The organism is Ruegeria sp. AE3 (genome assembly GCF_056542225.1).
In genome coordinates this window covers 44,279-65,226 of the sequence record NZ_JBQFZL010000014.1, presented here as the reverse complement: position 1 = coordinate 65,226, position 20,948 = coordinate 44,279, and the positions used below count along the sequence as shown (strand labels likewise).

Sequence of the window (20,948 nt, the reverse complement as noted above, 5' to 3'; positions counted from 1 at the left end):
CAACAGGCATTGCCAAGTTGATCGCGCTGTCCTTTTCGGATAGCGCGTAACATGACCATACCGACTTCATTGCCGCGGCTGAAAGCTTCCGTTTTCCTCGTGAAATCATCGCTTATGCGGCGTGGGCATATCATCGGTTTGCGCTCAGCTCGGCGGATGTGGAGGGTTTGTTGGGGGAGCGCGGCGTGATCTTCTGCCGCGAAGCCATTCGCCTTTAGGTGAACCGTTTAGGGTCTCAGTTTGCGGATTGAATCCGACGAGACCGGCCCCAGCCGCACGAAAAATGGCATATGGACGAAGTGGTCGTCCCGATCAACGGCGTGAAACATTGGCTGTGGCGTGCAATCGATGGCAATGGAGATGTACTCGACATTCTGATCCAGCCTCGCCGCAATGCCAAAGCCGCAAAGCGTTTTTTCGGTCGATTGGTTGCTGCCTATGGCGAACCACGTGTCGTTATCACGGACAAGCTGCGTAGCTATATACCAAGCCGTTCAAGGTCATCGCGCCGGGCGCCGACCATCGGGCGCACAAGGGGCTCAACAACCGGATCGATGGGTCACACCGGCCGACGCGAAAGCGGGAAAAGATGATGGGTCGGTTCAAATCACTAACCTAAGAGCAACGATTTCTCGTCGCCCATAACCAAATCAATACGATCTTTCGTCCCCGCCGCTATCGCCTTTCCACTCTCTCCTACCGCCATGTCAGAGCCGACGCGTTCAAGCTGTGGCAAGGTTATGCTACCGGGCTATCGGCTTGATTGCGCGGTCTCACGCTTATTCCAATCCACTTCTGATGACTTGGCAATGCCGGTCAACATAATCCGCAAAGGTCAATTCACGCCTGGGCTCCGCCCGTTTCAGCAGTTTAACCAACTGGTAGGATAATCGCCTCTCCAGTTCCATCCTTTCAGTTCTCGAAGATACTTGCGGAGGAACCAGACGGTCCCAAGTTTAAGTCCGAGAGGCTTCAAACGCCTCCCATGCTTTTTCGAACGCGTCGAAATCGAACCCGGTTGCGCGGGCGGGATCCAGAATCAGTTTTTCGGTTTCAAGCAATTTGATAATCGCCTGTTCAAGCTTGCCTACCTCTTCGGGCGGGATCACCAGCGCGCCATGCCGGTCCGCGTGCACGAGATCGCCATCCTTGATCACAAGGCCGAAAACTGTCACCGGTGTGCCAATCTCTTTTACGTGCACAAACCCGTGGCTTGGCCCGACAGACCCTGCAACTACCGGGAATCCATCCGGCAGGTCGCCGAGGTCCCGCATCACGCCGTTGGTCAGAGCGCCGCTGATGCCAAAGCCTTTGTGGACCGTCGTATTGATCTCGCCCCAAAAGGCGCCGACGCAATCTGGATAATCAAGATCCTCAACCACGGTGACAGCCGGGCCACTCCCACTTGCCATATGCCTGTAATAGTCCTTCCGAAGTTGGCGGATCACCTCAGGCGGTTCTGACGGCGGGCTCACAGCAGCGATCTTCGCTGTACGGGCATATCCCACCATCGCCCCCGCATCGGGATCAGAACACAACATCGTGCCCCAGGTAAATTCACTGAATCCGCGCTTGCCCTGCGCCACTTCGATGGCGTTACAAACAGTCGGAGTGTCGACCTTTTTCAGCAGGTCCAGCAAGGATTGGTTCATATCATCTCCAGCCAGCGGATCAGGGCCGCCGTTGTTTGTTGCGGTTGTTCCAATGTCGGCAGGTGGCCGGCGTTTTCGATGATCTCCAACCGGCTTTGTGGCATCAGCTCGTGCATCAACTCATGCCTTGAGACGGGGCACAGGCCATCGTCGCGCCCACAGAGAATGAGTGCTGTGTCGGTGAAGTTGCGCAGAGTGTTGCTCTGGTCAGGGCGATCACGCAGGGCTTTGGATTGATTGACGAAAACGTCCGGGCCAAGATCCATGGCCATGTCCATGCACAAATCCAGAATGGCGGCGCGGCGCGGACCGTCCGTCAGGTAGTTCGGTTTCATCTCTTCGGCCATAACCTTGCGCAGGTTGCCACGTCCGACGGCCTCAATCTGAGGGCCGCGCGTGGCTTTGACCTCGTCCAATTCAGCAAGTGGGTTCGTGTCCATCAATGCCAGACCAGCCACACGGTCCGGTGCCTGACGCAGGATCTCCATCCCCACAATACCACCCATCGAGAGTCCCGCCAGAGCAAAGCGTTTGGGTGCATAGAGTAACACATCGGCGGCCAGCGCCTGCATCGTTTCATGGCCTCCGATTGGTGCGCACAGGATCGGGTATTTGCCTGATAAAGCGTCAATCTGCGGAGCGAACAACCGCGCATCGCACATCATTCCGGGCAAGAGGATAAGCGGCGTCATTTGACCAGGGCAGCCCCTTCGGCAAGCGCGCCCAACTTGGCGTAGGCGATATCCGGATCTACCGCACCAAAGCCGGCAAAGGTGCCAAAGCCGCAGTCCGATCCGGCGATTACACGCTCAAGTCCAACGATTTTCGTAAACCGCTCGATACGCTGAGCAATCAGTTCCGGGTGTTCGACAAAATTGGTCGTGGTGTCCACCACACCGGGCACAAGAACCTTGTCATCCGGAATTTCACCCTTGCGGTCACGGAATACCGTCCATTCATGCGCGTGGCGCGGGTTCGAGGTTTCGAACAGTACATAGCGAGATTTGGTGGACATCAGCGTCGAAAACACCTTGTCCATGCCGATGTCGCAGCAATGTGGCCCCTCGTAATTGCCCCAGCAGATATGGACGCGCACCTTGTCGGCTGGGACATTTAGCAATGCGTGGTTCAATGCCTCAACATGCATGTTGGCGATTTTCACGAACTCGTCGTCGGACAGATCGGTGAACAGCATATGCCGCGACAGGGCCAGATCCGGGCAATCCAGCTGCAAATCCAGACCCGCACCAATGATGGTCTCATATTCTTCTTTCATCGCGTCGGCCAGCGCGGCCAGATAGGCCTCGCGCGTTGGGTAGAAGTCATTCTGCAGAAAAAGGGAAATTACCCCTGGGCTGGCGGCGTTCATAAAACCGCGCGCGACCCCGTGTTCGGTCATCGCCGCCTTGAGATTGTCTATGTCCTTCTGCAGCTCAACTTGCCCTATTGAGCGCACCTCGCCCACGCACATGGGCCGTGCATATTGGGGCGTGCCGCCATCATCCGCCAGACGTTGCAGATATCCGGGAAACATTTTGAGGTCCGCAGGCGCATTGCGCGGGCTGTCACCTGCAAAACCGGTATACCGGTCCTTGACGTAAGTGGCGTAAGAAATCTTTGAGGTCTCACCGTCCGAGACGATATCTACCCCAGCCTTGGCTTGTTTCCGCACGGTCTCGGACACGGCAGCGGTCATGCAGGCGTCAAATGCAGCCTGATCGAACGGTTCCTCTCGCTCGCGAGCAAAGATGAAATCAACGACCTTCTGATTTCGTGGCAGACTTCCCACATGGGTGGTTGAAACGCGGGTCATGTCTTCATCTCCTTCCAAATCTTGATCCAGCACCGGGCCGGAAACCCGGCGCTGGATGCGCTAAGCGCGCCCCGAATGAAACCGGGACACGCAATTTTGGCTTTATGCACCCGTCCAGGTCGCGCCTGCCGGATCGTCGGTTGCGGTGATACGATACAGCCCCGCTTCTCCGGTCATCGACGGCTCGGCGCTGTAGCTTTCGCCGGGCAGAACCAGTGCGGTGTCGCCGTTGGACAGGGTGGTCTCGACCTCATTGATCCTGATGCGCCAATGGCCGCTGGCCGGCATCAGAACCACGGGTTTGTCCGCCTTGATCTGTTCGGCCACGGCCGAGCCACGGGTCAGGAAATCAACCTCGAACCCTGGCTTGTCCTTGATCAGGCCGTTTTCACCGATCACAACCGCAGGCTTGTCCGCCGCCAGCGCCATCAGGTCCCAGTAGCGGGCGACATATTTGCCGATCACCGCCTCAACGGGAACCTCGGGATAGGCTTTCAGTTCTTCCTCGGTCAGCAATGGCATGGGCTGCACATTGTGCGGCAGTTCCTCGCCCTTCTTGCTGTCATAGAGAACGCCATTGTTGCCCAGCACCAGGCCATGGGCCTGCGCGTCCTCGATCACCTGAGGCGCCCAGGTCACGCCGCCACCGGCATCGTCGCCCCCCAACATCGACATGATCATGCCATAGTCCTGGCCGACATTCTCGAACCCGCGGAAGATGCCGGTCGGGATGTTGAAGATGTCACCTTCTTCAGCGATGAACTCGCCCGCCGTGCCATAACGACCCCAGAAGAACCGCCATCGACCTTTAGCAACAAAGAACACCTCGGCGGTAGTGTGACTGTGCAGTGAGTTGCGGCATTTCGGCGGTTGCCCCGCTGCGCCGATGTTGAACCCGATCTTGTCGGTGATGTGGACGTGCTGATCCGGGCTTTCGCTGACGCCGCCGCCAATGATTGTAAAGTTCTCTTTCTGGTCTGAACCTGGCGTGTGGGCGTCGATGAACGCGGTTTTACAAGGCTTCAGTTCGCCATAACGGACGATGCGGCTTTCGATGGTACTCATATCTTTTCTCCTTTTGATTTGGGTTTGATGAAATCAATCCAAACCACCCGGCGGGCGATTGTTCAGCCGCCGGGCGCGCAGGCTGGCGCGATGGGCGTGGTACCGCCGCAACGCCTGCCCGGCATCCAGATTTGAGATACGGTGCGACATTCTAGAGATCACCGGTCTTCAGCAGAATCTGTTTCCAGATCGAGGTTTCGTCAAACAAGGTGTATTCTTTGCGCAGACCCCACGGACCGAACTCGGCGTGGCTGATGCCCAGCACAAAGACCTCGGCCCCTGTGGGCACGCCGAACACGCCCCAGCCGTCATGCTTGCCGTGCAAAGACCAGCGGATCGCGGCGCGCGGCGGCATCATCGGGTCGTCACGGCCGATCTGATGGTGGATCTTGAATTCGGCACGTGGGAACGCTGCGCGCAGACCCATCCAGAACCTATCAACCGGCCCCCAACTGTGGCCGGTCGTGCCGCAGGGATATTCTGACAGAACAGCGCGGTCGTATTCAGCCTCGATCACCCTCATATCGGCATTCATGATCCGGGTCAGGATATCCGCGTATTTCTGGCCCCATTCACTGTCATTGCCACGGCCTTTATAGGGGCCGGGCCTATCGTTCGCGGGCGTGAGGGGCTGCACGCAGGCGTCTGGCCCACCCTCGCGCGCGATCAGATCGCGGGCGTATTCCTTGGGATCCCAGCCCATCTGCTGCACGATCGCGCTCTGGTCGCGGATGAGCCACTCATCGTTGATCTGGTTGTTTATTGCGTGGCAGTCGGCAAGAATGCGGTAGATCAGTTTCTTGCCAGTCGCCTTGCCATAAACACCGTCACCGAGATGGCTCGCGGTGGATAAAAGGCGATGCGACGACAGCATGCCCTCTTCTGGCGTTCCCGACCAGATCACATCCTCGCCCAACAGTGTACGATCAGGGAACTCTGCAAGGGTCGCCATAGTGGCAGCAATGACATTCTGATTTCCGACAACCACCGACCCAGGCGAACGCACGACGATGTCCGGGGCATAATAGTCGTGCAGCGTCGCAATGCCGCGATCTTCCCAGATTTCTTTGGTGATTCCTATTATGTAATCGGGAAAGTCTTTGAATTTGGGATTAAATCCCTTCATGTCTTCCATCCTTCAGGTATGCGGGCGGAGCCTCGAACAATCAGCGGCCCGTCAATCTCGACCCGACGCGGGCCGGCATCGGGGTCCTCAATCTTGCCAAGCAGAATATCGACAGTTTCGGTGACCATGCGATTGGCAGGCTGTCGAATGGTGGTCAGGTTGTAGGCTGGCCATGAGGCGACAGTGACATCGTCGTACCCGATGACCGAAACGTCGCCCGGAACATTCAGCCCTAATTCGAACCGCAGCGTGTCCATCACGGAAATGGCCATGTGATCGTTGGCGACAAACACAGCATCAGGCGGATCGGCTTCGAACATCCTCAGCGTGGCTTGCCGGGCTTCTTCCGTCGAAAAATTTCCTACCTCACGGGCGTGCAGCGTAACCCCGGCTTTCTGCAAGGCGGCAACAAACCCTGTTTCGCGGTCACGCTGGGTCGAAGCTCCTTCCCACCCGGCGATATATCCAATCTTTTGGTGCCCAGCTGCCAACAGGAACTCAGCCGCCTTTCGACCACCGGCAACGTTGTCGGATGTAACTGACGACATTGCCGTGTCATCTTGTGCCCGATTGAACAACACCATCGGTATACCGGCCGTTCGGCAGCGGTCGGACAAATCCGAGGACAAAGCCACCGAAGCGGCGATGATCCCTTCGACCTGAAAGTCGAGTATTTCTTCGACCACATTGTCGATGTTTCCAGACTCATGCGAAGCCATGAATATCAGCACGTGGTATCCACGTTCCTGTAACGTGTTTGTCAGCTTCTCCAGCGCCTCGGGATAGAACTGGTTGTTCAGATAGGCCACGACAAGCCCGATGATCCGGCTTTTCCCGGACACCACAGCGCGGGCCAGAACGTTCGGGCGATAGCCCAGTTCCTTGGCCGCCTTGCGCACCTTTTCAACGGTTTTTTTCGACGCCGACGCGCCGGGGGTGAACACACGGCTGACCGCAGATTGGCTGACCCCGGCGAGACGGGCAACTTCCAGTGATGTAACTTTTTGTGTCGCCATCAGTCTGCCGTCCAACCTCCGTCAACTATCAATGCCGTGCCCGTCACCAGCGCCGACGCGTCCGAGGCCAGATAAACCACCGCCCCCATGATGTCCTCAATCTCTCCCGGGCGACCCAGTTTTATCTTGTCCAGAATCCAGGCCCGCTTATCCGGATCGTCGAAAGTCGACTTTGTCAGATCCGTCAGAATGAAGGTGGGGCAAATCGTGTTAACCCGGATCTTTGACGGTCCGAACTCAAGCGCCATCGCCTTGGTGAAGCCTTCAACCGCGAATTTCGACGCACAATAAACCGCGCGTTCGCGACCACCAACATGGCCCATCTGGCTAGAGATATTGATCAGTGAACCGGGACGGCCGACGTCGAGTAGGCCTTTGGCAACAGCCTGGGTCAGGAAATATGCACCTTTGACATTGACCCCTATCACCGCATCGAAATCTTCAGGCTGTGTTTCCACGGCCTTGCCGTGTCGGGCAAGCCCGGCTGAGTTCAGCAGAATATCGAACGGCCCATTTTGCGCTACAGCTTCAGCGGTTGCCGCCACGTCCGAAACATCCAGTTCCAGAACCCTGGCAGACCATCCCTGCGCCGACATATCTTTTGCAATATCCTGCAGCGCACCTGCACGGCGCGCTGCCAAAGTGACCTCAGCACCATGTTCCGCCAGCGCCACAGCGCAGGCCATGCCTATGCCCGACGAGGCTCCGGCGACCAAAGCTCGCTTGCCGCTCAGGTCGAAACTGGGGGTGCTGGGAAAATGGGGCATATCAGACCTCGCCGACCGGGAATGGGATGGTGCCCGGTACACGTGCCTTATTGAACTCACGCAGTCGGGCAAAAACATCTACGCCCAATTGCCGATACACATCCAGCAGATCGACCAACACCCAATTCTCGCGGATCAGCCCACCTTCCAGACGCCAGAAATCAAGTGACTTCAAAGTGATCCGTTTGCCCGAAGGCGCAATCCCTATCCAGCCGTCATGGGTGACGGTCTGGATCATGTTCGGCCAGCCGGTCACAGCGGCGTAGTCGCCATCACCAAAAAAGTGAAAGGTGATCTCGTCGGCATACTGACCACGATCGGGCATTCCGTTGAGGAAGGGAATCTGGTGCCAGTTGCGGAATCCCGCGATACCGCGCGCTGTCCCGATCCCTGCGGGACCGTACCAGTTCATGCGCGGATGCCAGAACCGCTCCATCTCCATCACTTCGGACCCACCCTGGCTGGGGTGTTTCTCAAGATGTTTCAGCATGTCGACGATATGATTGCACGAGGCCAGAGATTTCACCTCATCCCACGGTCCGGACACAACGCCATCCAGAGTCGCCGGGCCGGGAATGCAGAACTCCAGCCCCAGAGACGGGGCCATTGGCCAGGCATTCGCCTGCATCATGACTTCGGGAACGTCCCAGAGTGCCTGAATCTCGACAACCTTGCCATTTTCAAAGCGGTAGAATTCGTGGAACCGCATGTGGGTCAGATGCCCGGTCGGCGGGATGTCCAGCCAGGGGGCGACGAAGGTGCCGAAGTAGTGGCCGCCGCAGCCAACCCAGTCGTTGCCCTGTTCTGTCCGACCACCCATGACGATCCAATCGCGACGCTCAAGATCGGGCATGGATTTCAGAAGTGGCGCGTAACAGGTGTCATAGAGTTCCTGCGGGCCGGTCAGATCTCCGAATGGATACAACATGTGGATGGCAGCATCGGGCGCGATCACCGCCTCCAGCGCCGCTCGTACTCCGGCTTCGTCGAATTTATACATTGCCTCGCGCAGGGGCGCGATCAGGACCTTGTGGGTAGAGTGAGTATCCATTGCGAAATCTCGCATTATTTTAACTTCTTATCCAAAAAATTCTGTAGGGCCCCGGTCGAATCCCTGCGCAAGATTCGTCACGCTTACGAAGTCGCATCGGCCGTCTCGCGGTATGGTGCGCCTTCACCATAGGGCACGTTGATGCCCCCATAACGCCGGACACGGATGTTGCATTGTTCGGCATGGCCGACAAAGCCTTCCAGCATACACAGACGTGAGCCGTATTCGCCGATCATCGCCGCGGCCTCATCAGTGACGACCTTCTGATAGCTGTGGGTTTTCATGAATTTGCCGACCCAGAGCCCGCCGGTATAGCGCCCGGCCTTTTTGGTCGGCAGTGTATGATTGGTTCCGATCACCTTGTCGCCGTTGGCCACGTTGGTGCGCGGCCCTAGGAACAGCGCGCCATAACAGGTCATGTTTTCCAAAAACCAGTCGTCGCGGTCGGTCATGACCTGAACGTGCTCGGAGGCAATGTCTTCGGCCATTTGCAGCATCTCGTCATAGGTGTCGCAGACGATGACCTCGCCATATTCTTCCCAGCTGACTTTGGCGGTACCTGCGGTGGGCAGGATTCCGAGGATACGGTCGATCTCGCTCAGTGTTTCTTGGGCCAGCTTGTGCGAGTTGGTGACGAGAACGCAGGGGCTGTTATAGCCATGCTCGGCCTGTCCCAGCAAATCGGTCGCACAAAGCTCGGCGTCCGCAGCAGTTTTGTCTGCGATCACCATGGTTTCGGTCGGCCCGGCAAAAAGATCGATACCCACCCGGCCAAACAATTGGCGCTTGGCTTCGGCCACAAAGGCGTTGCCGGGGCCAACCAGCATGTGAACCGGATCAATGGTCTCAGTCCCGATCGCCATGGCGCCGATGGCCTGGATCCCACCCATCACGTAGATCTCGTGGGCACCGCCCAGATGCATCGCTGCGATTACGGCCGCATTGGGTTTGCCCTGAAACGGCGGGGTACATGCGATGATGCGCGGAACACCCGCAACCTTTGCTGTTGCGACCGACATATGCGCCGATGCCACCATCGGGAACTTGCCGCCCGGCACGTAGCAGCCAACCGACTGCACAGGGATGTTCTTGTGACCCAAAATCACTCCTGGCAGAGTTTCAACCTCGATATCCAGCATCGAGTCGCGTTGTGCCTGCGCAAAGTTCGTCACCTGCTTCTGCGCGAATTTGATATCGGCCAGTTCGCGTTCAGTCAGCGAGTTGATCAATTCGTCGATCTGATCCTGGCTTAGACGGAAGCATTCCGGCGAGTAATTGTCGAACTTCTCTGACAGCTCACGCACTGCGATATCGCCGCGGGTTTCGATATCCGCCAGCGTTGCCTCGACAACAGCTCGGGTTTTGGCATCGTCTTCTGCTCGGTCAGCTTCTGGTTTGCCGCGTTTCAGGTATTCAATAGCCATTGTCTCTATCCTCAGTTTTCAGGCCGGGGTGGAGTTTTTTCTCCCCGGTCAAATGCTTCCCAGCCTTCGCCATTGAACAGATCAACGCCAAGCTGCGTGGCGACATGGGCGAAGTCGACATTCACCCAATTGTCGATGATCTTGCCATCGACGACTTTCCAGAAATCCATGTAACGGATCTCGACCCGCTTTCCCGTCGGAGCGATGCCCAAGAACTCGCCCGAATGAGTCGCCTCCTGTCGGCCAAAAGCGGCAGCCCACTCGCCCATGTAAAGTCGGGCCTCGTCGATGCAGGTCTTATCAGAAAATGCTGCCTGGAACGGGCGCTGCCAGTTGTTCTGAAACTCCTTGAGCCCAGTTTTGGTGCCGCAGCCCTGGTTGCCGATCCAGCGGAACCCTTCGGCGAAGAATTCGCCGATATCGTCGATGCGGTGATCATTCAAACCATCGACCATGCCCTCGATCACGGCGCGGGTTTCGTCTGTCTTGCTCATGTCCGTGTCTTTGGTCAGCACGGCCTGTTCGGGGCGGGAGCCCTTCATGTGTTTTTTCCTTTTATGGTTACCAAGGGGTTTTCTGTGTCGACTGGGAAGGTCAGCCTGCTGTCAGAAAATCCCTTGGCATCCGGTTGAGCGCCGGGTGGCGCGCAATGGCGTTATGTCTGGCAGAACAGCTCATTGGGTCTGTTCAGAAATTTCGGCAAAAAGGTCGTAACCCAGTTGCAACAGCAGATGTGGAATATCGAGCATGCACCAGTTCTCGATGATCTTGCCGTCTGCGCAGCGCCACCAGTCGCAGTCACGCATAAAAACGCGCTTTCCCGTTGGCTCCAGGTCCAGGAAGGGTTTGACGTGGACGCCGGTGATCTGCGGCCAGCCGCACAGGAACGCATAGTCGCCATCCCCGGCCTTGCAATTCGAACCAACGCCGGTGACGCCTGCATCCGTGCCGTCGCCCCAGCCCTCGAACGTGTTTTCGAAAGGGGACTGGAAGCCGGCAAACGCATCCACTGTCGCATAAGAGCCTAGCCCGCCGGGACCGTACCACACCATACGGTCATCCCAATAAGGTCGCCAGCTTTGGTCTTCGGTCGTCAGCTGTATTAGCATGTCCTCGACCAGATCTGCTGTGGCGCGTGACTGCGCTGGGTCTGATGGCCCAATGACGATGCCGTCATGAGTTGCCGGACCTGGCACGACACCTTCATAGCCCTGTAGGTTCAAAGGCCAGAGGCCGAGTGCGATGATCAGTTCTGCAAAGCCGAGGAAGACATAGGATTCGACGATCTTGCCATCTTCCATTCGGTGGAACTCACCAAACCGCAGAAATGCCAGTTTGCCACTGGGTGGAATACCACAAAGCGGTCGCGTGAAATGACCATGGAAATACCCGGTTGAGGTGACCCACTCGCTTCCCAGGTATTCGCCACCCGTGACCACATAGTTCTGACGGGTGAGCCCCTCGAACGCCTCTGATATCGCAAAGATGACAGAGCTGACGTAGCCGTTGCCATCGGGGGCTGCATTGATCGGATGGCTCGCTTCGGTAGTGGCCGTTGCGGCGAAAATCTCGCTGGCGGCCGTCTCAATGGTCTCGCCGAGGCCCTTATCAAAGCTTTCGAGAAACTGACGATAAAGCTGTTTGTTTTCAAACGTGGTTCCGGTAGCAATACCCATCGCTGGGCGATTTGCGCGCTTGTTCATGGCGCTTTCCTTTTTAGAACGTGTTCCTATTCGCTGTGACGGTGTGCTGGCACGAGGACCTGCGCGCATCAAAGCAAATGGAATTCGTCCCGGCCGACGGGCCCGGCGCGCAGCCAAGTTCAGGCTGGCTGCGTGCGCGTGGGCAGATACGGACTGAGGATGAGTGCGCCCCATTTGTGTCAGCCTTTCACAGCCCCGGCGGTTAGGCCGCCCACGATCTGACGCTGGAAGAACATCACCAGGAGGAACAGTGGAACTGTGGCTGAAACCACCGCCGCAACAGCAAACATCACGTTGCCCTCAGTCTGTGTTGTACCGAGGAAGGCGGCGATGGCAGGCACCATGGTGCGGTTGCTTTCGGACAGCAGCATCGCGCCCACAGCAAAATCGTTATAGGCCAACAGGAAGGAGAACAGCCCGGTGGTAATGACACCCGGCCACATCACCGGAATGATCACGCGTCGGAAAGCCTGAAACTGGTTGCATCCGTCGACCTTAGCACTTTCATCCAACTCGCTTGGGATGTTCTTGAAGAAGGAATGCAGCATCCACAGGGTGAACGGCTGGTTGATTGCCACCAGCACGATAATGGTGGTCGGAAGAATCCCCCAAACATTCCATTCAAAGAAGGGCAGAAGATATCCTGAGACCAGAGTGATTGGCGGCATTGCACGGAAAATCAACGCCGTGATCAAAAGCCAAAATGTGTAGTTATAGGTTGACCGCGAAAGGGCGTAACCCCCTAACGTTCCGATGGTCAGCGAGATGGTAACTACAAAGAAACACACGATCCCGGTGTTCAGAACATTGCGCCAGAACTCTTCCTGAATCCATGCGCCCTCATATCCGGTGGTGGTGAACGGCGAGCCGTAAACCGCTTCGGTTCGGGCGCCGGTCAGGGCGTTGGTCCAGTCAGCGATCGAGAAGAAATCCAGCTCGACCTTGAACGATCCCCAAACCGTCCAAAGGAACGGAAAGGCGGCCAGGATAAACCAAAGGAGCACAAACAGGGACGAGGCGATCCGAAGGCTTGTAGGCATTCTTTGTGCGCGGCTGGCCATATTATCTCGCTCCTTTGAAATCGCGCCAGGTGCGGACAAGCACGGGCGACAGAAGAATGGCGACCCCGATTATCGTCATCACAGAGGTAGCGGCAGCGGAAGACAGTTGCCGAGTCTCGCCACCGAGATCGTAAAAGATGAAGGTGCTGAGTGATTGCGCATGCGCTTGTGCGCTGAAGCCGATGATAGGTTCAAACACCTTGAAGTTATCCATCAACTGGATCAGCGCAACAAATGTGACCAGAGGCATGAGGTGGGGAACAACCACAAATTTGACCTGTTGCCAGCGCGTAGCCCCGTCGATCTGGGCAGCCTCGATCTGGTCTTGGGGCAAGGTTTGCAGACCAGCATAGAACACGACAAAGGCAAAAGGAGCGGCGTGCCAAACACCATAGACCATCAGTGCTACCCACATCAGCCCTGTTGAGGCTTTTAGGCTGAAATTCGGATCTCCGGCCAGATATACGAGGGCGTTTCCGATCACCCCGCGACTGTCAATCATCCAAAACAGGATGAGCGAGCCGATCAGCGGGGTCACAATCATGGGCAGAAGAGAGAAAAAGATCATCAGACCCTTGAGTTGCCGGTGCAAGGAGTTGACCGCCAACGCAATCAACAGCCCCAATACAATTGTGAGCGGTGTCACGACAGCTACGAAGGTCAGCGTAAACGCCATTGCCCGATAAAAGGGCAAATTCCCGAGCTCCGAGAAAAACTCGCCCCAATTGTCACTCGAGGCCCAGATTTGACCAAACTCCTGTGTCGCCAGATGGCCTCGATTAAAGTAAATGTCCAATCCCACAAACCGGCCCAGAGGTTGCTCGGCGCGAAGGGCCGCAGTGGCCGCTTGATCAACAGTGGTCTCGGTTGTGCATCCGATAAGCGGGGTGCAGTTCTCAACCTCCAACAGAACGGCCGGGTGCGGGGCGAAAATCGATTGGGTCACCACCGAGACAATAGGCATGGCGATGAACAACAACATCGCAAGACCTGTGGGCAAGAAGAACCAAAGGAATGTCTTATGGCGCACGTTGCAATCCTCTCATCGGTGTGTTTGTGCGGACGCCGTTCAAGAACGCCCGCACAAGGCACATCTTATTGAAGGTAACCTTGCTCGATGGCGGCAGCCCGATAAGCAGCCTCGACATCGGCCAATGCCTGCTCGGCTGATTCCTTACCTTGCATGAAGTCCGCAAGTTCGTTGCCGAGCGCCGTGTGCATCAAGCCCATGTAAGGCAACATCGGATAGGGCAGTGTACCCATCTTGGCTGCCGCAAACACACCTTGGGCATCTTTACCAGGCTGGTAACCTTCGATAAGCCAAACTGCCAGAGGCGTGGTTTCATCATTCAGCATGTCCGGGCGGATGCCGTGCTTCATAGCAATGAACGTGGCCTCAGCTTCTTCATCCGGAATGTTTTTTCCGACAGTCCAACCGTCCCACCACAGGGTCGTCGCTGGTGTGGTGCCGCCGCCAACCGTCAGCGGAGCGCCAATCGCATGGCCATCGATCACCTCCTGTAGCACACCTTCGGTAGTGGTTTGCTGCGATGCGCGCGAGCCCCACATATTCATGATCGCAACGTTGCCAGCGCGGTATTCGGCATTGGTGGCATTAGAGTCATGCGTCAGGAAGTCGGGATTCATGTATTCCGACAAAGCCTTCATCATGTTCAGGGCGTTGACACCGGCCTCAGAATTCACGTTGGGTTCCGCCGTACCGGGTTTAAAATGGCTGCCGCCATAGCCAAGGAACATATTGTTGAATTCCTGCGCCAGGTTCCAACCCGATGCATAGGCTCCACCAACCGGGTTTTGCATGATGCCCTGCGCACGAATGGCCTCGGCCACCTCGAGCATTTCCTCATAGGTGGTCGGCACTTCGACGCCAGCCTGTTCCAGAACATCCTTGCGATACATCAGATGCTGCGCGTTCGCCATAAAGGCGACGGCCATGATGTTGTCGCCAATCTTGATCAGCTGCCCAGGCTGCAGGTCCTGGCCATATTTTTCCACCAGATCATTGAGCGGACGAATAACGTCTTCGTTCATCAGTGCCACAACCGAACTATTGGCGATGATTGCGGTTGTGTATTCCGACGGATTGCCTGACAGGCCAGCCACGTTGATGGTCTGGTGCTCGGATGTCAGGTTGGATTCTACCGGCGCTCCGGTGCATTCCTTTGCTCCGGCTGCGACGGCCTGGATGGCCGCAAATTCATTACCGACTATGTTGACACGTGCGCCGATTTCGCAGGCATATCCTGCGCTTGCGGCAAAGGCGGCTACCGAGCCGGCCAATGCAATATTCTTCAGAAACATCAATATTCCTCCCTAGATGGATGGGTGCATCTTCGAAGTCTGCACCCTGGTTACCCCGTCCCAACGGGTGTCGTTTGCGGTTCTCAGCCTTCCAGGCGAGCCCCAGTTTGCGCATCAAACAGATGGCAGTGGTCGGTATGGATATGAATCGAGACCTGATCGTCGATTTCGGCCCGATAGGTTTTGTCGGCCTTGACCGAGACCAGCGCACCACCGATCCGAACCGAGACCATGGTGCTGTCGCCCAACAGCTCTTGTGTATAGATCGGTGCATTGATCTCGCCGCCGCTTTCCACAACATTGGCGTCCTCGGCGCGAAACCCCAGCGTGATAGGACCGTCGGGCGCGTTCAACCCGTGTACCTCAGTGCTTTTGGCGCGAAACACGCCACCCTGAACCTCGCCATCGACAAGGTTCATTGCCGGGTTGCCGATAAAGCTGGCGACAAAGGTGTTGGCGGGGGTGTCATATATATCGACCGGAGTACCGACCTGTTGCACGACACCCTGTTTCATGATCACAACCCGATCAGCCAGTGTCATAGCCTCGATCTGGTCGTGGGTGACATAGATCGTGGTGACCGCCAATTCGTGGCTGAGGTTCTTGATCTGTGCGCGGGTGGAAACGCGCAGTTTTGCGTCAAGGTTGGATAGTGGCTCGTCCATAAGGAACACGTTCGGCTCGCGCACTATGGCACGAGCCAAGGCAACCCTCTGACGCTGACCACCAGACAATTCCGCTGGCTTGCGGTGCAGGAAGTCATCCAACTCAACCATGGCCGAAGCGCGCCGCACTTTTTCGTCATGGGTAGCAGGGTCAATACCGCGAACTTTAAGCGGGAAGCGAATATTCTCGTAAACGTTCATGTTGGGGTACAGGGCGTATGACTGGAACACCATTGCAACGTCTCGGTCTTTGGGCTCCATGTCATTTACTCGGGCGCCGTCTATCAGGATGTCACCCTCAGATGCGTCCTCGAGGCCAGCAATCATGCGCATTGTCGTGGTCTTTCCGCAACCTGACGGCCCAAGAAGTACCAGAAATTCCTTGTCGGCTATTGTCAGGTCAAAATTGTCAACTCCGACAAACGATCCCCAACGCTTTCCAACATTGCGAAGTTGAATTTCGGCCATTCTGTCCTCCCTGCTGCACTCGTAGTGCATACGCTTGCAAAACCATAGACAACAAAAGAAACATCTGGCAAGCTTTTTTTGCATGCGTGTGCAAAAGCCGACTTCATCTTCCTCGCAATTCGCCCCTTGGCAGCGACTAAAGAACTGAAAGAAAATAATAATGTCCTATGAAATCCAAAAATCGATCATCTTGGATTACTACACGGCGCTCAGCAGCGTAAAAGAATCGGATATCGCCAACACGTTGTCTGAGTTCTGCACAGAAGACTACCTGTGGCGCGGTTTCCACCCGTTTGATGAGCTTCGGGGCACCCATGACGTAGCACAGGCATTCTGGCGTCCCCTGAAGCAAAGTCTAAGGAAAATGCAGCGCCGGATGGACGTGTTCATGGCCGGAAAAAACGAGATGGACGGATTCACCTCGGTCTGGGTTGTTTCAATGGGGCATCTGATGGGCCTGTTCGACAATGCGTGGCTGGGCATCGCCCCCACGGGCAAGATGGCGTTTTTGCGCTATTGTGAGTTCAACAAGATCGAGAATGGCAAGATCGCCGAAACGGCGATGTATTTCGACATCCCGCATTTCATGATGCAGGTCGGGTTGCAGCCCTTCCCGCCTCAAACTGCAGCCCATCTGGTTCAACCCGGACCGATGACGCATGACGGGTTGATGTTCAGCCCGCAGCCTGCCGAAGAAGGCGAGAAAACTCTCGACACGATCAATGCCATGATTTCCGATCTCGGCCAATGGAACAGCGGCCTGAGCCTTGAGGAAGAATTGCGCCAGACATGGAGCGAAGATATGATTTGGTGGGGGCCCGCCGGGATCGGTGCGACCTATACGATTGAGCGTTATGCAAAGCAGCACTCAGGCCCGTTCCGCGCATCCTTAACGGACCGCTCGAAGACCAAGCACATTTGCCGCTTGGCTGAGGGTCACTATGGCGGCTTTTTCGGCTGGCCGAATTTCACGGCGCGGCCCACCGGCGGGTTCATGGGTATGCCCGCCACAGGCAAGGCCGGTGAATTCCGTGTGATCGACATCTATCGTCGCGCGGGTGACAAGCTGGCCGAGAACTGGGTTTTCATTGACCTGCTGCACTTCTGGAAACAACAGGGTGTCGATATTTTGGGGCGCATGTCGAAAGTACCGCGAACATGACCGGCTGGATCGATGCCCATCACCACCTTTGGGACCTTGAAGCTGTAAACTACCCCTGGCTGATGGCGCGCGGGGTGGAAAGGTTCTTTGGCGACCCGACGCCGATTCAACGGAATTATCTACTGCGCGAGTTCCGGTCCGAAGCCGCGCCCTGCGGAGTCGGTGCCTCGATCCATATCCAGGTGGGGGCCAAAAACGGTCTGGACGAAGCCCGGTGGGTTCAAGCTGTCGCCGAAACCAATCCAGACTGGCCAATGGCGCAGGTTGTGTTCTGTGACCTGACCTCGGCTGACCTACACGCCCAGCTTGATACGTTTCAGGCTCTTCCAACTGTACGCGGTGTGCGCCAGATCGTCGGGCGCGCACCCGGAGAGGACGCGCAGACGGGCACCAATTTCCTGCTGGATGATCCGCGGTTTCTGGACGGATTGAAGGAGGCTGGACGACGTGATCTCAGCTTTGATCTGCAGCTCATTCCTGATTTGATCGTAAAAACCACCAGAATTCTCGCTCAAGCCTCGAATACACGAGTCGCTCTATGCCATGCCGGATCACCATATGACCGCACTCCGGCGGGCCTGAAAAGCTGGGCTCAAAGACTGCGCGAGCTGTCTGATCTGCCGCACGTCTCATGCAAGCTCTCAGGTCTGGGCATGTTCGATCACCACTGGGCGCCTGAGAGTATTCGCCCGATCGTGGAGATTTGCCTTGAACAATTCGGACCAAAGAGGGTCATGTTTGGCTCGAATTTCCCGGTCGACAAACTCTATGGCAATTACACATCGCTGGTACAGGCTTACCGTGATCTGGTTCCGGCTGAGGCCCAATCGGCTGTGTTCAGAGAAACCGCCGCACACTTCTATGATCTCAAGATGCCCTGAGAATGCTATTCATCCTTGAAACAATAAGGTTCTGTCGCAGATTTCTTTGAGAACTGCACAGACGGAGCTGGAGAGGCGATTTTCCCGCCAGTTGTTAGGCCGGTAATCGGCTCTCAGGAGTCATCTCGACTTCCGCCCATCTGACAGCGATGACTTTGACGTTCCGGCACTCAAACGCAACGGGGACAGTCGTTCCGGGGAACCCGTAGGAATGGGGAAGCCTTCCAAAAGATAATGGAGCTCGTTTCGGACCCATGAGGTGTTGGTATTCAAGGCTTGAATTGACAGAATCTTCAACATTGATCCTGTGCAGATGGGTTCGTCACAGATTAATTGGGTTTGCCCGCGAGGGTCCCAAGGCAAAAAACCCGGAAGAGAGCGTGATACGGAGGTAAAGCAGTGACCCAACAGAACTGGAGCCAGGCAATTCTCGACCGGCTCAAGTCCGAAGGAAGTCGTCTGGCCATACCAGACGGATACCAACTGTTTGCACCGGGCGCTTACGGTGAGGTGTTTTTGATCATTCGTTCGGGCATCGTCCGAGTGGAACAAACCAGCCCGTCAGGGCGGACCGTTGTTCTTTATCGGGTTGGCCCGTACGACAGTTGCGTTATGACGACCTCGTGCATGTTGTCGGACATCCCCTATTCAGGGTTCGGTTATGCCGAGGGGCCGGTGACGGCGCTGGCCATCGGGCGGGACAAGTTCAACACGTTGCTGGCCACAGATGCAGAATTTCGAGGTGCGGTCTTCATGGCGTTTTCACAACGCATTGTTGAACTGTCCGAGGTTATCGATGATCTTCTACTTAACCGGATGGACCTGAAATTGGCGCAGTGGCTTTTGGATCAAGGCGCACATTCGGGCGATATCCGCACCACGCACCAGCGCATTGCGGCCGAACTGGGCAGCGCACGCGAAGTCATGTCCCGTATCCTCAAGGATTTTGAACATCGGGGATGGGTCAGGCTTGAGCGAGGTGTGATTTATCTGCAGGATCGCCCAGCCCTGCACCACCATGCCAGAACGGGAGTTGTGTGACCTCGTCACATAACACGGTTTGGAAAACAGCGAATCTTGGACCAGATAATCAAGGAGATTCGACCATGCAATTCACGTCTAATGTTGGTTCTGTCGACCGGGTTCTGCGCCTGATCCTCGGTGGCGTGCTGATCCTTCTGGCACTGACCGGCACCATCGGCCCCTGGGGTTGGCTTGGAGCTGTGTTTGTGCTGACGGCCTTCATGAAATTCTGCCCGATTTATGCGCTTCTGGGTCTGTGCACCAACAAGCAAGCCAAGCCGTAACACGTCCTACCCTTGCCTCGCGCAACACTGGGATTCGTCTGGGTTCCGGCGTTGTGCGGCGGGCGCGGCGTTCCTCGGGGCATCCACTGTTGTCCATCCCCCAGCTGACAACCGGCACCAAATTCGAAAGGTGTCAGCATTCGGGCCAGCATGTCGCCTTCTACCCCTAGCACCAGACCGCTACGCAGTTGCACAACCCGGATGCCCATACCCACGATTGGCGCAGCGGCGCGCTCCCATGTGTCGCACACCTCATGGATGAAGACGGGGTGGTAGGTGTCGTCTTCGGTGAGGATCTCGTCTTGCCGCGGCCCATACCAGCCCACGGCGGAACCGGTGATTAGGCAAGATGGTTTTTGATCCAGCCTGCGGATCAGTGCGACGAAATCTTTCGTCATCACGACCCGAGACTGCAGGATGCGCGCGTTTCCGACGCGTCCAATGCGCGTTTGCCACCAGCTCACCTGCCAGATTGACGATGGCGTCAAAGCGCTCTGTGTTGTCAATTTGCTCGAGTGAGGTGATCAGGCGTACCGGATGGGGCAATGCGTCGGCCTTTTGCAGGTTGCGGGTCAGGACGGTGACGTGGTGGCCACCAGCAAATCGCGCGCGCTGAACAGCGCCACACCAAACGCGGCAAGGGTAGCCATGATGCTCCAACTGCCGTGATGGACAGCCATTCGCCGTCCAATTCGCCCTTCGTGCCGATGAAAACGATCTGGCTTCCAGGCGCTCGCACCGTCGAACAGATCGAAGGACTTGTGGAAGCTCTCTCGCACGGTGCGTTGCCGGAACCTGTCACGCAGCAGATCGAAGCCCTGATTGCACGTGAACCGGAAGACACGCCGGACAGGGCACGTTGAAAGAAACCCATTGCGGGCAGTGGGCGAACGCCTGATTTGTTTGCAACTGGCCTTTTTGCCTGAGCGCTACCATCTGGCAGTAGGGCATGCGGCGACCAATCTAATGGAAGTTGAGAGTCCTATTTATCCTATGCTGCACTGTCGTCGAAAGCCGATTGCTGAGAAGCTCTATAAAAGACGCTTGACCTGAAGTAGCTTCAGGACTGTAGGAGCCTGGGCGAAAGGGTCTGATAGTATGATGATTTCAGAAGTTGCCGGACTCACCGGGCTCAGCATCTCGACAATTCGCTTCCATGAGAAATCGGGGCTATGCCCTTCATCCAACGCGGCTCGGATGGCAAACGCAGGTTCAAGAAGACAGATGTCGATTGGTTGGAGTTATTGGCGTCACTTCGCTCGACAGGAGTGCCTTTGACGGAAATGCGATCTTTTGCAGAGCTCTACGCATCTGGCGACGGCAAGGTCCCTGAGCGCAAAGCTGTCCTGTTGGCGCATAGGCGACGACTTGACGACCATCTCGCCATGGCTCTGCTTGATTCCGGGCGTCTGTCTCATCTCCACTCCTTGGTGGTTACGATGTGCCAGAAACCCTCTCTTATCAA

At 56.6% G+C, this 20,948-nt stretch carries 21 protein-coding genes and 2 pseudogenes; 8 read left to right on the top strand and 15 right to left on the bottom strand.

The window, feature by feature from the left end:
* Positions 1-51 precede the first annotated feature (51 nt).
* A pseudogene (locus tag ACR0NZ_RS17875) lies at positions 52-763 on the top strand (IS6 family transposase).
* Between the two features lie 52 nt (positions 764-815).
* Positions 816-890: pseudogene (locus ACR0NZ_RS17870) on the top strand (IS6 family transposase); the annotation flags it as partial.
* Between the two features lie 66 nt (positions 891-956).
* On the opposite strand, the gene ACR0NZ_RS17865 reads toward ACR0NZ_RS17870, so the two are convergent.
* The 15 genes from ACR0NZ_RS17865 to ACR0NZ_RS17795 form a co-directional block, all read right to left on the bottom strand.
* On the bottom strand, positions 957-1,652 hold the full coding sequence (locus ACR0NZ_RS17865) for an RraA family protein (RefSeq protein WP_480520790.1): 696 nt from the start codon (positions 1,650-1,652) through the stop codon (positions 957-959).
* On the bottom strand, positions 1,649-2,344 hold the full coding sequence (locus tag ACR0NZ_RS17860; RefSeq protein ID WP_480520788.1) for an alpha/beta fold hydrolase: 696 nt from the start codon (positions 2,342-2,344) through the stop codon (positions 1,649-1,651). The genes ACR0NZ_RS17865 and ACR0NZ_RS17860 overlap by 4 nt, the downstream gene beginning before the upstream one ends.
* The gene (locus ACR0NZ_RS17855) at positions 2,341-3,465 is read right to left on the bottom strand and encodes a cobalamin-independent methionine synthase II family protein (RefSeq protein WP_480477944.1); all 1,125 of its coding nucleotides are present in this window, start codon (positions 3,463-3,465) and stop codon (positions 2,341-2,343) included. Before ACR0NZ_RS17855 ends, ACR0NZ_RS17860 begins: the two co-directional genes overlap by 4 nt.
* A 102-nt stretch (positions 3,466-3,567) precedes the next feature.
* On the bottom strand, positions 3,568-4,530 hold the full coding sequence (locus tag ACR0NZ_RS17850; protein ID WP_480520786.1) for a cupin domain-containing protein: 963 nt from the start codon (positions 4,528-4,530) through the stop codon (positions 3,568-3,570).
* Between the two features lie 151 nt (positions 4,531-4,681).
* Positions 4,682-5,656 (bottom strand): nuclear transport factor 2 family protein, encoded by a 975-nt coding sequence (locus tag ACR0NZ_RS17845; protein WP_480520784.1) that lies wholly within the window; start codon positions 5,654-5,656, stop codon positions 4,682-4,684.
* Positions 5,653-6,672, bottom strand: a complete 1,020-nt coding sequence (locus tag ACR0NZ_RS17840; protein ID WP_480477938.1) for a LacI family DNA-binding transcriptional regulator — start codon at positions 6,670-6,672, stop codon at positions 5,653-5,655. The genes ACR0NZ_RS17845 and ACR0NZ_RS17840 overlap by 4 nt, the downstream gene beginning before the upstream one ends.
* On the bottom strand, positions 6,672-7,439 hold the full coding sequence (locus ACR0NZ_RS17835; RefSeq protein ID WP_480520782.1) for an SDR family NAD(P)-dependent oxidoreductase: 768 nt from the start codon (positions 7,437-7,439) through the stop codon (positions 6,672-6,674). Before ACR0NZ_RS17835 ends, ACR0NZ_RS17840 begins: the two co-directional genes overlap by 1 nt.
* A 1-nt stretch (position 7,440) precedes the next feature.
* Positions 7,441-8,490 (bottom strand): ester cyclase, encoded by a 1,050-nt coding sequence (locus tag ACR0NZ_RS17830; protein WP_480520780.1) that lies wholly within the window; start codon positions 8,488-8,490, stop codon positions 7,441-7,443.
* 83 nt (positions 8,491-8,573) lie between these two features.
* Positions 8,574-9,914, bottom strand: a complete 1,341-nt coding sequence (gene hisD / locus ACR0NZ_RS17825; RefSeq protein WP_480520778.1) for a histidinol dehydrogenase — start codon at positions 9,912-9,914, stop codon at positions 8,574-8,576.
* 11 nt (positions 9,915-9,925) lie between these two features.
* Positions 9,926-10,456, bottom strand: coding sequence for an ester cyclase (locus ACR0NZ_RS17820; protein ID WP_480495265.1), 531 nt, complete (start codon positions 10,454-10,456; stop codon positions 9,926-9,928).
* A 132-nt stretch (positions 10,457-10,588) separates the two neighbouring features.
* On the bottom strand, positions 10,589-11,617 hold the full coding sequence (locus ACR0NZ_RS17815) for an ester cyclase (RefSeq protein WP_480477930.1): 1,029 nt from the start codon (positions 11,615-11,617) through the stop codon (positions 10,589-10,591).
* Between the two features lie 179 nt (positions 11,618-11,796).
* Positions 11,797-12,678, bottom strand: a complete 882-nt coding sequence (locus ACR0NZ_RS17810; protein ID WP_480477928.1) for a carbohydrate ABC transporter permease — start codon at positions 12,676-12,678, stop codon at positions 11,797-11,799.
* Position 12,679: 1 nt separating this feature from the next.
* Positions 12,680-13,708, bottom strand: coding sequence for a carbohydrate ABC transporter permease (locus ACR0NZ_RS17805; protein WP_480520775.1), 1,029 nt, complete (start codon positions 13,706-13,708; stop codon positions 12,680-12,682).
* Between the two features lie 65 nt (positions 13,709-13,773).
* Entirely contained in the window at positions 13,774-15,000 is a 1,227-nt protein-coding gene (locus ACR0NZ_RS17800) for an ABC transporter substrate-binding protein (protein WP_480520773.1), read from the bottom strand.
* An 83-nt stretch (positions 15,001-15,083) separates the two neighbouring features.
* Positions 15,084-16,133: an ABC transporter ATP-binding protein gene (locus tag ACR0NZ_RS17795; RefSeq protein ID WP_480484721.1), complete on the bottom strand. Its 1,050-nt coding sequence runs from the start codon at positions 16,131-16,133 to the stop codon at positions 15,084-15,086.
* 160 nt (positions 16,134-16,293) lie between these two features.
* Here ACR0NZ_RS17795 and ACR0NZ_RS17790 point away from each other — a divergent pair, with 160 nt between their 5' ends.
* From ACR0NZ_RS17790 to ACR0NZ_RS17765, 6 genes are all read left to right on the top strand, one after another.
* The gene (locus ACR0NZ_RS17790) at positions 16,294-17,295 is read left to right on the top strand and encodes a nuclear transport factor 2 family protein (protein ID WP_480520771.1); all 1,002 of its coding nucleotides are present in this window, start codon (positions 16,294-16,296) and stop codon (positions 17,293-17,295) included.
* Complete coding sequence (locus tag ACR0NZ_RS17785; protein ID WP_480520769.1) at positions 17,292-18,176, top strand: amidohydrolase family protein; 885 nt, start codon at positions 17,292-17,294, stop codon at positions 18,174-18,176. Before ACR0NZ_RS17790 ends, ACR0NZ_RS17785 begins: the two co-directional genes overlap by 4 nt.
* Positions 18,177-18,575: 399 nt before the next feature.
* The gene (locus tag ACR0NZ_RS17780; RefSeq protein WP_480520767.1) at positions 18,576-19,217 is read left to right on the top strand and encodes a Crp/Fnr family transcriptional regulator; all 642 of its coding nucleotides are present in this window, start codon (positions 18,576-18,578) and stop codon (positions 19,215-19,217) included.
* A 65-nt stretch (positions 19,218-19,282) separates the two neighbouring features.
* Entirely contained in the window at positions 19,283-19,483 is a 201-nt protein-coding gene (locus ACR0NZ_RS17775; RefSeq protein ID WP_480520765.1) for a YgaP family membrane protein, read from the top strand.
* 668 nt (positions 19,484-20,151) lie between these two features.
* Positions 20,152-20,346 (top strand): hypothetical protein, encoded by a 195-nt coding sequence (locus ACR0NZ_RS17770; RefSeq protein ID WP_480477910.1) that lies wholly within the window; start codon positions 20,152-20,154, stop codon positions 20,344-20,346.
* A gap of 235 nt (positions 20,347-20,581) precedes the next feature.
* A complete protein-coding gene (locus ACR0NZ_RS17765) occupies positions 20,582-20,761 on the top strand; it encodes a MerR family transcriptional regulator (protein WP_480477906.1) in 180 nt (59 codons plus the stop codon).
* Positions 20,762-20,948 lie beyond the last annotated feature (187 nt).

Excerpts from the sequence above, each read along its gene's own strand:
- ACR0NZ_RS17865 (WP_480520790.1), bottom strand. The coding sequence starts at position 1,652 with ATGAACCAATCCTTGCTGGACCTGCTGAAAAAGGTCGACACTCCGACT.
- ACR0NZ_RS17860 (WP_480520788.1), bottom strand. The coding sequence starts at position 2,344 with ATGACGCCGCTTATCCTCTTGCCCGGAATGATGTGCGATGCGCGGTTG.
- ACR0NZ_RS17855 (WP_480477944.1), bottom strand. The coding sequence starts at position 3,465 with ATGACCCGCGTTTCAACCACCCATGTGGGAAGTCTGCCACGAAATCAG.
- ACR0NZ_RS17850 (WP_480520786.1), bottom strand. The coding sequence starts at position 4,530 with ATGAGTACCATCGAAAGCCGCATCGTCCGTTATGGCGAACTGAAGCCT.
- ACR0NZ_RS17845 (WP_480520784.1), bottom strand. The coding sequence starts at position 5,656 with ATGAAGGGATTTAATCCCAAATTCAAAGACTTTCCCGATTACATAATA.
- ACR0NZ_RS17840 (WP_480477938.1), bottom strand. The coding sequence starts at position 6,672 with ATGGCGACACAAAAAGTTACATCACTGGAAGTTGCCCGTCTCGCCGGG.
- ACR0NZ_RS17835 (WP_480520782.1), bottom strand. The coding sequence starts at position 7,439 with ATGCCCCATTTTCCCAGCACCCCCAGTTTCGACCTGAGCGGCAAGCGA.
- ACR0NZ_RS17830 (WP_480520780.1), bottom strand. The coding sequence starts at position 8,490 with ATGGATACTCACTCTACCCACAAGGTCCTGATCGCGCCCCTGCGCGAG.
- hisD (WP_480520778.1), bottom strand. The coding sequence starts at position 9,914 with ATGGCTATTGAATACCTGAAACGCGGCAAACCAGAAGCTGACCGAGCA.
- ACR0NZ_RS17820 (WP_480495265.1), bottom strand. The coding sequence starts at position 10,456 with ATGAAGGGCTCCCGCCCCGAACAGGCCGTGCTGACCAAAGACACGGAC.
- ACR0NZ_RS17815 (WP_480477930.1), bottom strand. The coding sequence starts at position 11,617 with ATGAACAAGCGCGCAAATCGCCCAGCGATGGGTATTGCTACCGGAACC.
- ACR0NZ_RS17810 (WP_480477928.1), bottom strand. The coding sequence starts at position 12,678 with ATGGCCAGCCGCGCACAAAGAATGCCTACAAGCCTTCGGATCGCCTCG.
- ACR0NZ_RS17800 (WP_480520773.1), bottom strand. The coding sequence starts at position 15,000 with ATGTTTCTGAAGAATATTGCATTGGCCGGCTCGGTAGCCGCCTTTGCC.
- ACR0NZ_RS17795 (WP_480484721.1), bottom strand. The coding sequence starts at position 16,133 with ATGGCCGAAATTCAACTTCGCAATGTTGGAAAGCGTTGGGGATCGTTT.
- ACR0NZ_RS17790 (WP_480520771.1), top strand. The coding sequence starts at position 16,294 with ATGTCCTATGAAATCCAAAAATCGATCATCTTGGATTACTACACGGCG.
- ACR0NZ_RS17785 (WP_480520769.1), top strand. The coding sequence starts at position 17,292 with ATGACCGGCTGGATCGATGCCCATCACCACCTTTGGGACCTTGAAGCT.
- ACR0NZ_RS17775 (WP_480520765.1), top strand. The coding sequence starts at position 19,283 with ATGCAATTCACGTCTAATGTTGGTTCTGTCGACCGGGTTCTGCGCCTG.
- ACR0NZ_RS17770 (WP_480477910.1), top strand. The coding sequence starts at position 20,152 with ATGGACAGCCATTCGCCGTCCAATTCGCCCTTCGTGCCGATGAAAACG.
- ACR0NZ_RS17765 (WP_480477906.1), top strand. The coding sequence starts at position 20,582 with ATGATGATTTCAGAAGTTGCCGGACTCACCGGGCTCAGCATCTCGACA.